Annotated in this window: 15 protein-coding genes; 4 read left to right on the top strand and 11 right to left on the bottom strand. The window is 46.8% G+C overall.

Annotation, left to right across the window (positions count from 1 at the left end; genetic code table 11):
- The first annotated feature begins 45 nt into the window (after positions 1-45).
- Positions 46-1,188 carry an N-acetyl-alpha-D-glucosaminyl L-malate synthase BshA gene (gene bshA, locus GXP69_RS11275; RefSeq protein WP_163915162.1) on the top strand — a complete coding sequence of 381 codons (1,143 nt, stop codon included), beginning with the start codon at positions 46-48 and terminating at the stop codon, positions 1,186-1,188.
- A 688-nt stretch (positions 1,189-1,876) separates the two neighbouring features.
- Here bshA and GXP69_RS11270 read toward each other — a convergent pair.
- Positions 1,877-2,398 carry a DUF7935 family protein gene (locus tag GXP69_RS11270; protein ID WP_163915161.1) on the bottom strand — a complete coding sequence of 174 codons (522 nt, stop codon included), beginning with the start codon at positions 2,396-2,398 and terminating at the stop codon, positions 1,877-1,879.
- Positions 2,399-2,553: 155 nt separating this feature from the next.
- Here GXP69_RS11270 and GXP69_RS11265 point away from each other — a divergent pair, with 155 nt between their 5' ends.
- Positions 2,554-2,901, top strand: a complete 348-nt coding sequence (locus GXP69_RS11265) for a HesB/IscA family protein (RefSeq protein WP_163915160.1) — start codon at positions 2,554-2,556, stop codon at positions 2,899-2,901.
- A 75-nt stretch (positions 2,902-2,976) separates the two neighbouring features.
- Here GXP69_RS11265 and GXP69_RS11260 read toward each other — a convergent pair whose 3' ends face one another.
- Positions 2,977-3,819, bottom strand: a complete 843-nt coding sequence (locus GXP69_RS11260; RefSeq protein ID WP_235925669.1) for a ChaN family lipoprotein — start codon at positions 3,817-3,819, stop codon at positions 2,977-2,979.
- A 98-nt stretch (positions 3,820-3,917) separates the two neighbouring features.
- On the opposite strand from GXP69_RS11260, the gene GXP69_RS11255 reads away from it, so the two are divergent.
- A complete protein-coding gene (locus GXP69_RS11255; protein ID WP_163915158.1) occupies positions 3,918-4,304 on the top strand; it encodes a DMT family transporter in 387 nt (128 codons plus the stop codon).
- A gap of 117 nt (positions 4,305-4,421) precedes the next feature.
- Here GXP69_RS11255 and GXP69_RS11250 read toward each other — a convergent pair whose 3' ends face one another.
- The 8 genes from GXP69_RS11250 to GXP69_RS11215 form a co-directional block, all read right to left on the bottom strand.
- Positions 4,422-5,783, bottom strand: coding sequence for an ABC transporter permease (locus GXP69_RS11250; protein ID WP_163915157.1), 1,362 nt, complete (start codon positions 5,781-5,783; stop codon positions 4,422-4,424).
- Positions 5,776-6,687 carry an ABC transporter ATP-binding protein gene (locus GXP69_RS11245; protein WP_163915156.1) on the bottom strand — a complete coding sequence of 304 codons (912 nt, stop codon included), beginning with the start codon at positions 6,685-6,687 and terminating at the stop codon, positions 5,776-5,778. Before GXP69_RS11245 ends, GXP69_RS11250 begins: the two co-directional genes overlap by 8 nt.
- A 193-nt stretch (positions 6,688-6,880) precedes the next feature.
- Complete coding sequence (gene dnaJ / locus GXP69_RS11240) at positions 6,881-8,026, bottom strand: molecular chaperone DnaJ (RefSeq protein WP_163915155.1); 1,146 nt, start codon at positions 8,024-8,026, stop codon at positions 6,881-6,883.
- Positions 8,027-8,030: 4 nt separating this feature from the next.
- Positions 8,031-8,603, bottom strand: a complete 573-nt coding sequence (locus GXP69_RS11235) for a nucleotide exchange factor GrpE (protein WP_163915154.1) — start codon at positions 8,601-8,603, stop codon at positions 8,031-8,033.
- 247 nt (positions 8,604-8,850) lie between these two features.
- Positions 8,851-9,843, bottom strand: a complete 993-nt coding sequence (gene obgE / locus GXP69_RS11230; protein WP_163915153.1) for a GTPase ObgE — start codon at positions 9,841-9,843, stop codon at positions 8,851-8,853.
- 36 nt (positions 9,844-9,879) lie between these two features.
- A complete protein-coding gene (locus tag GXP69_RS11225) occupies positions 9,880-10,473 on the bottom strand; it encodes an adenylate kinase (RefSeq protein WP_163915152.1) in 594 nt (197 codons plus the stop codon).
- Between the two features lie 114 nt (positions 10,474-10,587).
- Positions 10,588-11,130, bottom strand: coding sequence for a hypoxanthine phosphoribosyltransferase (hpt, locus tag GXP69_RS11220; protein WP_163915151.1), 543 nt, complete (start codon positions 11,128-11,130; stop codon positions 10,588-10,590).
- Between the two features lie 106 nt (positions 11,131-11,236).
- The gene (locus tag GXP69_RS11215; protein WP_163915150.1) at positions 11,237-13,483 is read right to left on the bottom strand and encodes a sodium-translocating pyrophosphatase; all 2,247 of its coding nucleotides are present in this window, start codon (positions 13,481-13,483) and stop codon (positions 11,237-11,239) included.
- A 90-nt stretch (positions 13,484-13,573) separates the two neighbouring features.
- Between GXP69_RS11215 and GXP69_RS19210 the strand changes: the two genes are divergently transcribed.
- Complete coding sequence (locus GXP69_RS19210; RefSeq protein WP_262887435.1) at positions 13,574-13,708, top strand: hypothetical protein; 135 nt, start codon at positions 13,574-13,576, stop codon at positions 13,706-13,708.
- A 94-nt stretch (positions 13,709-13,802) separates the two neighbouring features.
- On the opposite strand, the gene GXP69_RS11210 is transcribed toward GXP69_RS19210, so the two are convergent.
- The gene (locus GXP69_RS11210) at positions 13,803-14,717 is read right to left on the bottom strand and encodes a M20/M25/M40 family metallo-hydrolase (RefSeq protein ID WP_163915149.1); all 915 of its coding nucleotides are present in this window, start codon (positions 14,715-14,717) and stop codon (positions 13,803-13,805) included.
- Positions 14,718-14,805: the final 88 nt, after the last annotated feature.

The following is a 14,805-nucleotide window of genomic DNA, read 5'->3' as shown; positions in this document are numbered from 1 at the left end:
AAAAGTTGGCTGCATTTGTTGTTTACACCGTATCCCGGAATAACTATGAAAATTGGTATAGTTTGTTACCCAACATTTGGGGGAAGCGGCGTGGTAGCCACAGAACTCGGTAAAGCTTTAGCGCTTAAAGGCCATCAGGTACATTTTATTACCTATAGTCAGCCAGCCCGTCTCGATTTTTTTAACGAGAACCTATTTTACCACGAAGTTTACATTCCATCGTATCCGCTGTTTCAGTATCCGCCTTACGAGCTGGCTCTATCAAGTAAGATGGTGGACATCGTAAAGTTCGAGAAGCTGGATGTATTGCATGTGCACTACGCTATACCGCACGCGTCGGCAGCTTACATGGCCAAGCAGATCCTGAAAACGCAGGGTATCCACATTCCTGTCATTACAACACTGCATGGCACCGATATAACGCTTGTTGGCAAGGATGCTTCGTTTGAGCCAGTAGTTACATTTAGTATAAACCAGTCTGATGGCGTAACTGCTGTGTCAGACAGCCTACGCACCGAAACCTACGAATTCTTCCCGATTGAGAAGGACATTGAAGTAATTCCGAATTTTATTAACCTGGATAAGTTTAAGCGTCAGAAAAAAGAGCACTTCCGTACCGCCATCAGCCCAAACAACGAAAAGCTGCTGGTTCATACCTCTAACTTCCGCTCCGTTAAACGTGTGGAAGACGTTATCCTGATCTTCAGCAAAGTAAATAAGCAGATTCCGAGTAAGTTATTACTGGTTGGTGATGGCCCGGAGCGGCCTAAAATGGAAAAGCTCTGCCGCGAATTAGGCATTTACAATGATGTGCGCTTCCTGGGCAAACTCGAAGCTGTGGAAGAAGTGCTGTCTATTGCCGACCTGTTCCTGATGCCATCTGAAAAAGAAAGTTTTGGTCTGGCTGCACTGGAAGCCATGGCCTGCGAAGTGCCAGTTATCTCAACAGATGCCGGCGGCATACCGGAACTGAATATAAACGGCGTAACTGGTTTTGTAAGCCCGGTTGGCGATGTAGAAAGCATGGTGCAGAATGCACTGTTTGTGCTCGCAGACGAGAACCTGCCGACCTTTAAAGCAAACGCCCTAGCCCGCGCCCACGATTTCGATATAGAAAAGATCGTCCCACGCTACGAAGCATTTTACCAGCAAATCATTAAAGCCCAGCTAACTGAAGCAAACAGGTAGTCTCTGTCTGTAACGGGATTAATGAGATTGAGAGTTTGCTATAGTTAATTACCTCTCCCCAGCCCTCTCCTAAGAACAGGAGAGGGAGACCAGCTATAGTTGTATAGTATGCAGTACAACTCACCTCAACTGGACAGTTTCTGCTTTTGCGATAGGTTATAGCTATAGTTCTATAGTTACCAATTAACCCACCCTTACCCCTCCCGAGAGGGGAATTCTGCTGTTCTATAGTTTCAACTATAGTCCTAAAATTCCAAACCACGAGCAGGCAGGCTACGCCTGCCCCAAGAAACTATAACCACGAAAAAGCTACAGAACTATAGCTAACCACCAAACTATTTTTGTAGCTATCGAAGGATATCAGTCTTTGGGTTGAGCGCCTTTGACTTGTTGCGGTGGCGCAGCCAACACGAGCGCAGCGAGGGTAGCAAGAAGGCAACAGCGCGATGCCCGAAGACGGGGCCCCGCGGCCGTGAGCGCACCAAAGCAACTATAAGACGGTAGGCCAGTAAAGCTCCCAGGTAAATGGTAACTATAGAACAAACTGCTTGTTTCTAGTCGCAGCTATAGTTGGCTATAAAACTATAGCCTTAAATAGATATCTCACTCTGTTCGAAATGACTAAGTAGAAACTATAGTTATAAAGCTCTTTCAGAGTTTTACGGAAACGCCAACGCTATCAGCGCAATCAAAACACTTGCGCAATCTCCTGCTTCACATAGTTGAGGGCTCGTGCAGTAGGGTCAGTCTCGGAAGCGAGAATCGATTCCAGGATACGTTTGGCAAGATCAGTGCCTTTCGATTTATCCGGCATGTCGTGGTACGTCTTATTGATCAGGTTTACCACCTCTTCGCGGGCGTGTTTTACCTGCTGCCAGGCCTGCTCACTCATATAAACCTGCTGCGACATGTTATGGCTGAACTCGTTGCGTATCTCACTGAGTAATAAACGATGATAATCGGTGGCTGTATGGCCCGCACCGCTTACGCGCAGCAGCAGGTTGCTTGGCGTAATTCGCTCTAGCAAGAGTACAACCCGTTCGTAGGCCTGTAAGCGTATTTGAATAACGACTTCCCCGTTTTTCTGCTTCAGCTCCATCAGGCGGAGTTTATAATCGCGCTCGTTCTGGTTTTTTACCAGTTGGTACATTGCTACAGCCACAATAACGCCTGGTATTGTAATCTTCAGTATATCTATAATCAGCTCCATGTTCTCAGTTTAGAAGTCTAAATATCGTAAAAAATTAATTTAATAAACCTGAAATCATTTTACGCACTTCACTGTTATGTTGGTAAGGCCCGTAAGTGGTACGTATATATCTTTAGAAATGCGTAACTTTGCTACCTGTTAGAAACTAAACAACTATGGCAACAGAAATAAAAACTGCACCAATAACGATAACTGAAAGAGCGTTAGCTGAAGTTAAAAATATTATGTCTGAGAAGAACGTGCCAGCTGAGTATGGCCTGCGCATTGGTGTGCAGGGTGGCGGTTGTTCTGGTATGTCTTACCTGCTGGGTTTTGACAAGCCGAAAGATGCAGATGAAACATTCCAGCTAGAGGGCGTTACACTGATCATGGATAAAAAACATGGCATGTATGTAATGGGCATGGAGGTTGATTTCCAGGATGGCTTGAACGCCCGCGGCTTTACTTTCAGCAACCCACAAGCAAAGAGCACTTGCGGCTGCGGAAGCTCATTCTCTGCTTAGGAAGTACCTTTTTTCTCTTTATATAGTCAGCGCCTGGCCCACCCGCCAGGCGCTGACGTTTTAGAGCAGTTCACGCTAATAGGTTTTGGTCATAGTAGCAGATACTACCAGTATAAAATCGGCTTTGTTGCGGTGCTCGTCGCTTAGCTTTTCCAGATCTTCCTGGGTTACAGTAGTTATAGTTGCCAGCTTCAGATTTGGCTGTGCTTGCTTCAGGTACCAGCCAATGCCTTCGTAATTATCAGAGTGGTAGGCTCCGTTCAGGTGGAGTAGCTTATTTCCTGCAGTTACCTGGTTTAAAATGACGTGCGCCATGGTGGCATCCTTCAGCGCCTGTGCCTGCACAATGTTTTCGGCTTTGGAGTTACCGTGCGTGCTACCACCAAACATGCTCATCATATTTTTATAGCCCGGCAGGTTCATATCTACAACTATAGGCAAAGGCACTATCAGTTGTTTAGCTTCGGGACTGAGGCTCTCTAATGCTTTTAAGCTACCGGTAGCCACCATGGCAGCATAACGGCGCGGCACATTGGTAGCTACAACCGGAATACCTGCTTCTCTGGCAAACCGAACGATGGGCCTATAGTCTGTTTTATAGTTAGTCCAGGGGCGCGATTCCTGCTCAAAATTGTTCTCCGCTATTTTCCCGCTCAGGTATTCGTTCAGCACCAGCTGCACGTCAGTCTCGAACATTTCGGCACCTACAGTTAATTTCTGCTGATGGATCTTGTGCAGGTCTTTGGTTACTTCCAGCTGAAGCCAGTGCGCGATCGGATCGTTATGTTGCTCTCCAAACAAGATCACATCGGCTTTCTCAAGCTCTTTCAGCATTTTACTGTATTTAATACTTTTACCTTCTTTTGTAAAAAGCTGGTAAGCTGGTTTATCCTGTGCTGTAACAAAGGTTGCTGCCATACAAAGCAATAACAGGGTTAAGTATACAATGCGCATTATCCGGAAGTATAGTTCTACGTTACAGCAATATACAAATTCCCGATTAACCTTATCAGCGTATGAAAGAACTATACTTTGCAATAGCTATATTTGCCGGACTGGCAATTACGGTCCAAACCGGTATTAACTCCCAGTTAAGCATTGTTACCAGAAACCCGGTGCTCACTGCCCTCATCTCGTTTGTGGTAGGCACTGCGGCCCTCCTGCTGTATTTGTTGTTCTCTGACAGAAATGCGCTGTTACAGCCAGTCAGCGTTCAGGCAAAATGGTGGCTGTATACGGGAGGCTTGCTGGGCGCTTTGTATGTCTCAACTATAGTTGTTATCGCACCCAGGTTAGGCGCGGCCACCACGCTCGGCTTTGTAGTTGCCAGTCAGCTTATCTTCGCTGTTATCTTTGATCAATTCGGGTGGCTGGGTTTCCGTTGCGCGAGGTGTCTGCATTAAGAATTGTAGGCGTGCTGCTGCTTATAGTAGGTGTGTACCTCATCCAGAAGTTCTAGAAAACAAAAGAGCCGGTACTGCAAAATACCGGCTCTTTTAAACTATAGCTATAAGTTTATATTAAACTCTGTAAAACAACCACTTGGATAGCTCCTTATAGTTGATCTTTTTACCATACATCAGGATACCAACGCGGTAAATGCGTGCAGCCAGCCAGGTGGTAAAGATAAAGCCAAGGACAAGTAACGCCATCGAAAGCAGCAATTCCCAGGCCGGCACACCAAACGGTACACGCACCATCATTACGATAGGTGAAGTAAACGGTATGATCGACATCCAGAAGGCAACAGGGCCATCCGGGTTTTTGAGCACTACTGAGTAGGACATGATGAAGGAAATTACCAGCGGAATGGTAATCGGCATCATAAACTGCTGGGTATCGGTTTCGTTATCAACGGCTGCACCAATGGCTCCGAAAAGCGAGCCATATAATAGGTAACCGCCCAAAAAGTAAAACAGGAAGCAGCCCAAGATCAGCAGCAAAGGCAGGTTGGCAAAACTCTGCGTTACATCCTGAATTGTGTTGGCAAATTCGTCAGCCTCAGCTTGCGTTGCTTCACCTTTTTCTTCGTTTATTACATCCACACTTTTGCCCTCAGCAGCCACTCTGCCGGCTTCCAGTTGCTCCATTGGCGTAGGTGCAGCATCAATCCCAAAAGCAGCCGACACGGCTGTAACCGCCACAAACGAAAGCACGATCCAAAGCAGGAACTGGGTAAGCCCTACTGCTGCAATGCCTATAATTTTACCCATCATCAGCTGAAATGGCTTAACCGACGAGATGATCACCTCTACAATGCGGTTGGTTTTCTCCTCAATTACACCACGCATAATCTGCACACCGTACAGGAAAATGAAGAAGTAAATGATAATGGCTGCCACTACACCTGCTGCCGACGTTATCATAGCATTGTTATCCTTCTCCCCTTCGGAGCTCAGGTTTATCGTATTCAGCTTTACGTTGGCTTCAATTTTATCAAGCGTTTCACGGTCCAGGCCGGATGCCATAAAGCGCTGATTTTCGATTTCTTTCTCCAGCGCATTTTCAAGTCGCATCTGGGTTTGCAGGCTGGTATTTTTCTTGCCATACACCGTTATGCCTTTTGGATCTTCAATTGAGATTTTCGGGATATAAAGTAATGCGGTGTAGTCAGTTTCCTGGTACAGTGTTTTCGCCTGCTCCAGGCTACCTGCAATCGGTACGAACTTCAGGTCTTTTTTGTCTTCCAGTTTTCCTTCAAACAAGCCACTTTCGTCCAGCACCATCACTGTTTCTTCGTCGCCCGACATGGTCATCAGTAGGCCGGGCAGGATCATAAACGCAGCCAGCAGCAAGGGCGTCAGCAGCGTCATGATGATAAAACTCTTTTTGCGAACACGTGTCAGGTACTCGCGTTGTATGATCAACCAGATTTTACGCATGGTGTGTTTCCTTTACTTTACGGATAAAAATGTCGTTAATGCTTGGTACCAGCTCTACAAATGAATGTACTTCCACTCTGTCAATCAGATAGCGCAGCAGGTCATTTGGTTTTGCCTGGTTTAATATTCTTACGTTTGCCCGGAAAACTCCGTGGTTCTCATGCTGCTCCAGTACTTCAAAATCCGGAGAAGTGATCATCAAATGGCCATTACCGATTATCTGAAAGGTATCGGTCTTGTAGGCATCTTTAATTTCGCGCACCGGGCCGTCAAGTACTTTTTTAGATCGGTTAATCAGGGAAATATGGTCGCAAAGCTCCTCCACCGACTCCATGCGGTGCGTAGAGAAGATGATGGTTGCTCCGTTATCGCGCAGCCTCAGTATCTCATCTTTTATAAGGTTGGCGTTGATCGGGTCGAAGCCAGAGAAAGGCTCATCCAGGATGATGAGTGACGGCTCGTGCAGTACCGTAGCAATAAACTGTACTTTCTGCTGCATCCCCTTCGACAGGTCTTCTATGTTCTTGCCCAGCCACTCGCGTATCTCAAAACGGTCTATCCAGGTTTTGATACGGGCAGTAGCTTCTGCTTTAGACAACCCTTTAAGCTGCGCCAGGTAAAGCAATTGCTCACCCACTTTCATTTTTTTGTAGAGTCCGCGTTCTTCCGGCAGATAACCCATTTCCTTGATATGGTCGGGCTTCAGGCGTTCGCCACGGAAGTAAATTTCTCCTTCGTCAGCACCGGTTATCTGGGTTATTATACGGATAAGGGAAGTTTTACCAGCTCCGTTAGGGCCTAATAAGCCAAAAATGCAGCCAGCAGGTATAGAGAAACTGACATTATCTAAGGCAGTATGGTTGGCATAGCGTTTCGAAACGCCGTCAATCTTTAGAATACTCAAAACTGAAAACCATTTAGTGTAATCAAAATTAACTTTATCTGCTCAGAACGACAACACTATATTATGTGTATCCTATATTTTTCGACAAACCGGAATTGTATCTAGATAAAGAAGTTATAGTTGAAGTCAGAGTATAAACAGAAGAGCCGGTCCTTCAGCAGAAGGACCGGCTCTTATCTATAGTTATAGTTACTTATTGAAAGTAGTCTTTCACTTTCTCAAAGAAGCTTTTTTCGTTCTTGCCCGGGTGCGGCGCAAAGTTATCAGAATCGCGAAGGCGCTCCAATGTAGCACGCTCATCAGCACTCAGGCTCTTCGGTGTCCAGACATTCACATGGATCAGCTGATCGCCTTTTCCATATCCGTTAATGTCTTTTATACCTTTGCCACGCAGCCTGAAGATTTCACCGCTCTGTGTGCCTGGTTTTATGTTAATTTTCACCTTACCGGTTATAGTTGGTACTTCTATATCAGCACCCAGCGCTGCATCTACAAAGCTGATGTACTGGTCGTAAATGATGTTATTACCATCACGCTTCAGGGTAGGATGTACTTCTTCTTCGATCTGGATCAGCAGGTCGCCGGCCACGCCACCGCGCTCTGGTACGTTACCCTTACCGCTCATAGACAGCTGCATGCCATCCATAACACCGGCAGGTACATTAATCGTGATCACTTCTTCCTGTAACTCTCTACCGCTGCCATGACAAACATCGCAGTTGCGGGTTACAATGCGGCCTTCGCCGTTACAGGTAGGGCACGTTGCTGTGCTCACCATCTGGCCCAACATAGTGTTTACCACCTTGCGCACCTGGCCCGAGCCCTGGCACTGACCGCAGGTCTGCATATCAGTACCATTTTTAGCACCGTTACCACCACAGGTACCGCAGGCTACATAACGTTTAACCTTTATCTTTTTCTCAACGCCGTTGGCAATCTCCTCCAGGTTAAGCTTAAGTTTAATGCGCAGGTTGCTGCCTTTACGCTGACGACGTCCGCCTCCTGAGCGACCACCGCCACCAAAAAAGCTTTCAAACGGGCTGCCACCACCAAAAATATCTCCGAATTGCGAGAAGATATCTTCCATGTTCATGCCACCGCCGCCGAAGCCACCATTCATACCCTGATGGCCGAACTGATCGTATCGTTGACGTTTCTGAGGATCGCTTAATACCTCGTATGCCTCAGCCGCTTCCTTAAACTTGTCTTCAGCAGTGTGGTCATCCGGGTTTTTGTCCGGGTGGTATTTAATGGCCAGTTTGCGGTAAGCTTTTTTGATCTCCTCTTGCGAAGCTCCTTTGCTTACCTCCAGCACCTCATAATAATCTCTCTTAGCCATTAGCTTACGCTCCTATTACAACTTTAGCGAAACGGACAACCTTTTCATTCAGCATATAGCCTTTCTCAAGTACGTCCACAATTTTGCCCCTCAGGTCTTCTGACGGTGCCGGAATTTGTGTTACAGCCTCATGAAAATCAGCATCGAAATCGTCGCCGGGCTTTAAATCCATTAACTGCAGCCCTTTTTGATTTAGTGTAAGCTTCAGTTTATGGAATACAAGCTCCAGGCCCTGCAACAGCGCATCTACATCTTTGGTTTCCTCCATCGACTGTTGCGCGCGCTCCATATCATCCAGCACCGGCAGCAGGTTGCTCATCAGGTCTTCGTTGGCAGTTTTAATCAGGTCGATGCGTTCTTTTGCCGTGCGGCGTCTGAAGTTTTCAAACTCTGCCATCAGCCTGATGTATTTATCTTTCATTTCTGCCAACTCTGCAACCGTACTATCTTCCGGGGCTTCTGTTGCGGTCTTTTCGGTTTCGTCTGCCTGGTTCAGATTTTCTTCCGTTTCAGCACTGGCAGTGTTCTCTTGCAACTCCTCGTGCTCCTGCTCTTTTTTAATATCTTTATCTGACATAATGCCTTAAAAAAGTTAGATGAATAGGTCTATTTTGTCTTTTCAATTGTCTTGCCAAACCGCTGCTTGTGCCATTCTGGCACAGGTTTAATTGTCGAATTGCTAAATTGTTTATTGTTGTTTCTCGCAAATCTTAACAATTTAACCACCCAACCATTTAACAATCAGCATCGGAGATGCTTTAAAAAAAATCGGTAGACAGCCTGGGAGCCTCTACCGATCTGTAACTATAACTATAGAAACTGGCTTAGCTGTTAAGTGCGTTCCAGATCATATCTTTCAGTTGGGTTATATTTTTACCGGTTATACTGGATATGAAAACGGTTTCCAGTTCTTTAGGCAACGTTTTGCGCATCTCGTTTTCCAGTTCCTCATCCAGCATATCGGATTTGGTAATGGCAAGTATGCGCTTTTTATCCAGCAACTCCGGGTTATAGGTTTCCAGCTCGTGCAGCAGAATATTGTACTCTTCTGCAATGTCGGCACTCTCACATGAAACCATGAATAACAGCATGGAGTTCCGCTCTATGTGGCGTAAAAAGCGTAATCCCAAGCCTTTACCTTCCGAAGCACCTTCAATAATCCCCGGAATATCGGCCATCACGAAAGATTTATAGTCGCGGTAAGCTACTACACCTAAGTTAGGCTCTAAAGTAGTAAAAGGATAGTTTGCAATTTTAGGTTTAGCTGCCGAAACTACAGATAACAGTGTGGATTTACCGGCATTCGGAAAACCTACCAAACCAACATCGGCCAGTAGTTTCAGTTCCAGCACTACCCACTCCTCTATGCCAGGTTCGCCGGGCTGTGCATAGCGTGGCGTCTGGTTTGTAGGCGATTTAAAATGCGCGTTTCCTAATCCACCACGGCCACCAGGTGTGAGGATGATCTCCTGTCCGTCTTCGGTTATTTCGCACATTATCTCACCGGTCTCGGCGTTTTTGGCAACTGTACCAAGCGGAACTTCCAGTACCTGGTCTCCACCCTGAGCGCCACTGGAGTGGCTTGGGCCACCGTTATGGCCATTTTCGGCAATCACGTGCTTACGGTACTGCAGGTGCAGCAGCGTCCAGAGCTGTGAGTTGCCTTTTAATATAACATGCCCGCCACGGCCACCGTCTCCACCGTCAGGTCCACCTTTAGCGGTTTTCTTATCGCGGTGCAAGTGCGCGGAGCCGCCGCCGCCGTGTCCGGAGCGGGAGCATATTTTAACGTAATCTATAAAGTTGGATGATGCCAAATCTGGTATGGGTATGCGCTTTGGGCGCTATAGTTCTTACTTTTCTTCTTTCTTCGCTTTCAATGCATCTATCTTACTGCAGATAGATCCAAAGATCTCATCAATCTCGCCAATGCCATCTACGGCAAAGAACTTACCCTGCCCTGCATAGTAGTCAGCTACCGGCGTGGTTTTGGTGTTGTATTCATCTACACGCTTCCGGATCAGCTCTTCGTTCTGATCATCCGGGCGACCTGAAGTTTTACCACGAAGCAGCAGGCGTTTCGTCAGCTCTTCGTCGTCTACTTTCAGGGCAATCATGCAGGAAATTTCAGTGCCATGCTCTAACAGTAGCTTATCCAGCCCCTGTGCCTGAGGAACAGTACGCGGAAAACCATCAAAAATGAAGCCGCCGGCGCTCTTGTTCTCAAGCACTTTGTTGGAGATCATACCGATCACCACTTCATCCGGAACAAGCAGGCCGTTATCCATCAAAGATTTTGCTTTCAGCCCGAGTTCGGTACCAGCTGCAATTTCAGAGCGCAGCAAATCGCCGGTCGAAAGATGTATCAAACTATATTTTTCGATCAGCTTCTGGCTTTGCGTGCCTTTACCAGCACCTGGAGGACCGAATAAAACGATGTTAAGCATATCTTAAGTTTGTAATAAAAATCAAAAATAAGTATAAAATTTCTGAAGTGCTTACTTTTTTAACCGCAGGCAGCACCTATCGGTTACAGGCATAAGCTGGTATGAATAAATAATTTAGGATACGATTTTATAGATATCGCGCAGGTTGCGCCCCAGGCCGTTATAATCCAGTCCATACCCTACCACAAAATCATTCGGTATCGCTTTGGCCACGTATTTTACATCCAGCTGATGCTGTAAGCAATCCGGTTTCATCAGCAAAGAAGCTATCTCGACAGAAGCAGGTCCTTTTGCCTGTAGTTGCTGCAACAGGTTATGTACCGTGTGGCCCGTATCAACTATATCTTCGAGCACAATGATATGGCGACCCTCCACATTTTCAGTAAGGCCCAGCACTTCTTTTACTTTCCCTGTACTTTCCATATCCTGATAAGACGATAAACGGATAAAAGCGATCTCGCAGGGGATAGAAACACGTTTCAGCAGGTCGGCAGCAAACATAAAGGAGCCGTTGAGCACAGCTAGAAAAAGCGGGCTTTTGCCTTCGTAATCCAGGCTGATCTGCTCGGCAAGCATGGTGATGCGGGCAATGATCTCTTCTTCGTACAGGTATGTGCTAAAATCGCAGTCGTGCAGCGTGATTGTACGGGGGTTCATAATTAGGCTGTTTGTGAATTGCACAAAGGTAGCATTTTACAATATGATAAAAAAAGAAGCCCGACCTTTACGCCGGGCTTCTTTATACTCTGTTGGCTGGCAGTGGTTACTTTGCTGGAATACCAGCTATAGTTACTGTAGTTTCGGAATCTATAGTTTGGCCTGTTGCCGGAGCCTCCTGCAGTATTTCCGTGTTCAGCTTTGGTTCTTCCGGTATGTCTGGCGTGCGCTCTAAGGCAATGTGCGGCGCAATCACCAGCGATACAATCGACATCAGTTTGATCAGGATGTTCATACTCGGGCCTGAAGTATCTTTAAAAGGATCGCCTACCGTATCGCCGGTTACAGAAGCTTTGTGCGGCTCAGATCCTTTGTATTCCATCACACCATTGATCATCACACCTTTCTCAAAAGACTTCTTGGCATTATCCCAGGCGCCACCGGCATTAGACTGGAACATCGCCATCAGTACACCTGATACGGTAACGCCGGCCAGTAAACCTCCGAGAATTTCTGCAGACGGAGTATCTTCAAACACTCCTCTGAAGCCAAAACCAACTATAATCGGAACTATAAGTGCTATGGCGCCAGGCAACATCATTTCGCGAATAGCAGCCTGTGTAGAGATGGCTACACATTTTTCGTATTCCGGTTTGCCGGTGCCTTCCATAATGCCCGGAATTTCGCGGAACTGACGACGCACTTCGTGCACCATGGCCATAGCTGCCCTACCAACTGCCGCTATTGCCAGCGCCGAGAAGATGAACGGAATCATGGCTCCTATAAACAGACCTGCCAGTACAGGTGCTTTGTAAAGGTCAATAGAGTCGATGCCAGCAATACCAACGAAAGCTGCAAAAAGGGCAAGCGATGTAAGAGCTGCAGATGCAATGGCAAAACCTTTACCAGTTGCTGCAGTTGTATTACCAACAGCATCCAGGATATCTGTTCTGCCACGCACTTCTTTTGGCAGTTCACTCATTTCGGCAATACCTCCGGCGTTATCTGCAATCGGGCCGAAAGCGTCGATGGCCAGCTGCATGGCTGTAGTTGCCATCATACCAGCCGCTGCAATAGCAACCCCGTATAAACCTGCCGCTGCATAAGATAATACGATACCAGCTGCCAGCACTATAATTGGCATTACCGTAGAGTGCATACCCACCGCCAGACCGGCAATAATATTCGTTGCATGGCCCGTAGACGACTGCTGAACGATAGAGTTCACAGGCTTTTTGCCCATGGCTGTATAGTATTCTGTGATGATACTCATTAAGGTACCAACCACCAGACCAACTATAACCGCTATAAACACATCAGTTGCCGAGAAGTCGAAATTGCGCAGGTGCATTTGCTCCGGCAGCATCCAGTGAATCACGAAGTATGAGCCGATAGCAGTTAAAATAACCGAAATCCAGTTGCCACGGTTAAGCGCTGCCTGCACATCGCCACCCTCACTTACCCGGATGAACAGCATACCGATCAGAGAGAAAATGATACCCAGACCGGCAATCAGCATCGGAAGGATAACCGGCGCTAAACCTCCAAAATTATCCTGTGAGATTACTTCGCGACCAAGAACCATCGTTGCCAGAATAGTTGCCACATAAGAGCCGAAAAGGTCAGCACCCATACCAGCCACGTCGCCTACGTTATCGCCTACGTTATCAGCTATAGTTGCAGGGTTACGCGGGTCGTCTTCCGGGATACCGGCTTCTACTTTACCCACCAGGTCAGCGCCCACGTCGGCTGCTTTGGTATAAATACCGCCACCCACACGGGCAAAAAGGGCAATACTTTCAGCACCTAGCGAAAAACCAGTTAGTACCTCCAGGGCTACTTCCATTTCATGGCCGTTAATGTCGCCACCTACACTATATACAAAAGTATAATACAGCACTATAAACAGAGAGCCAAGACCCAGCACTGCCAGACCGGCCACGCCCATACCCATAACTGAGCCACCTGCAAACGAAACGTTCAGCGCGCGAGACAGGCTGGTACGGGCAGCTTCGGCGGTGCGCACGTTGGCTTTGGTAGCGATGCGCATACCTATAAAACCGGCTACAGCCGAGAAAACAGCCCCAATAATAAAGGCTATTACAATGGACCAGTGCGATTTCTCGCCTGTGGCACCCAGATAGCCTAAGAAGATACATGCAATGATTACAAAATAGAAGAGCACTTTGTACTCCGCTTTTAAGAAAGCCATGGCACCATCCGCAATATGACGCGAAATTTCGGTCATGCGTTCGTTGCCAGCCGGCTGCCTCGTTACCCAGGCCGAGCGTACAAAAGTATACAGCAAGGCTGCCAGACCGAGAGCTGGAATAGCGTAAAGAATATTTTCCATTAAAAAAGGGTTAAGAGTGTTTGGTTAAAGAATATTAGAATATAGCTATTAAAGAAAAGCGAAAGGCTTGAATTTTCCAAATATTTTTAAATGAAAGGGCTTTTGCAGCACATCAGCTATAGTTCTTATTCTGAACCGGTTGGGGCTATAGTTAACGGAAACCTGCCTCGCTATCGTTTAAAACACAAAAGCGCAGCCTTTGTAAAGCCGCGCTTTTTATTATAGGAGGGAGTAAAGCCAGTAGATGGACAGCTTCAAACTATAGCCAGGCTATCGCTCTCAAACTCCTAAACTCTCTAACTCCCAAACTCAAAAACTTCTATAGTTTCTCCATCAGCACCTGGTATAGTTTTACCATACTTGCGATGTCGTTTTTGTTCACAATTTCATCGGGTGTGTGTACATTATCTTCCGGGGCACCTACAAAGCACCAGTCCCAGGGGTAAGCTGCCTTTTGTAGTTCTTTAGCATCGCTGCCGCCAGCTCCTTCCACTTCCAGCTGGTAAGGCACCCCGGACTCCTTGGCAATGCTGATGATTTTCTGAACGTACGAGCGTCTTGGAATGAGGCTATCGCGCATCGAGATCACTACGCCTTTGCCCGGTTGCACGCCTTCTGTAACCCAGGTTATATCGGCAATCAGTGCCTGGCGTACATGGTAGTGTTCATAAATATACTTCGCCAGATACGCCACAGAGCCGCCGCCATGTTCCTCCCAGCAACTAAAAGCAATAACACCGTTTTCCAGGCTCTCGGCCAATCTTAATGCTGCCCAAACGCCCAGCCGGTTATCCAGGTAACAGCTTTGCACCGTTTCATTGGTTTCCCGGAAGTCGCAGGCGAAGGTGAGGTCGGTGCCGCGTTCAATTTCACGCTCAAACTCATACTGTAAGGTATCCTCTTCTTCGTTATAGTTTAGGGTGCAGTTTATTTCGCCCTGGCTATCGGTACCGGTAAGTTTATATCCTATTTTGATGGCAGGACCGCCAATAGGCACAAGTTGTTTACCATAGCGTACGGTAAAGCCAATAGAGTCCATGTGGGCAAAAACAGCGGTACGCGGCTCCCCGAAAACAAGCAAAATACAATCCTGAAAATCTTCGTTATTTACTATAACGGGTTGAACCTTCCACTGAACTTTATGCTGATTGATATAGTTAAGCAGGAAGTCAGTCATATTTTTTTCGTTGCCTGACGGGGCATGTACCTGGCAGAGTTGTTTCAGGAGTTGCATGTTTGTAGATTTGGGTCTGAGCTCAAAATTAATAAAAAGTTACACCTCATTTTACTACTTTAGCCGGTAGTTGATGGCGTTTTAAAAG

Origin of the sequence: Pontibacter burrus, assembly GCF_010686685.1 — a bacterium.
Classification (GTDB): domain Bacteria; phylum Bacteroidota; class Bacteroidia; order Cytophagales; family Hymenobacteraceae; genus Pontibacter; species Pontibacter burrus.
The sequence above is the reverse complement of the archived record's forward strand: the minus strand, read 5'-3'. Positions and strand labels throughout refer to the sequence as shown.